Origin of the sequence: Enterobacter chinensis (assembly GCF_034008295.1) — a bacterium.
GTDB classification, from domain to species: domain Bacteria; phylum Pseudomonadota; class Gammaproteobacteria; order Enterobacterales; family Enterobacteriaceae; genus Enterobacter; species Enterobacter chinensis.
Map to the genome: position 1 here is coordinate 1 of NZ_JARDVI010000022.1, position 247 is coordinate 247.

The following is a 247-nucleotide window of genomic DNA, read 5'->3' on the forward strand; positions in this document are numbered from 1 at the left end:
GTGATTCATGACTGGGGTGAAGTCGTAACAAGGTAACCGTAGGGGAACCTGCGGTTGGATCACCTCCTTACCTTAAAGAACCTGCCTTTGTAGTGCTCACACAGATTGTCTGATGAATGATGAACTTCTGAATGTACTTTTGAGTGCATTAAGAAGTTTTGCTCTTTAAAAATCTGGATCAAGCTGAAAATTGAAACGACACACATGTTATGTGTGTTCGAGTCTCTCAAATTTTCGCAATTTGATG

General features: G+C 40.5%; 1 rRNA gene. It reads left to right on the forward strand.

The features are described 5' to 3' along the window. Positions 1–70 (forward strand): 16S ribosomal RNA (locus PYW49_RS23310); the annotation flags it as partial. Positions 71–247: the final 177 nt, after the last annotated feature.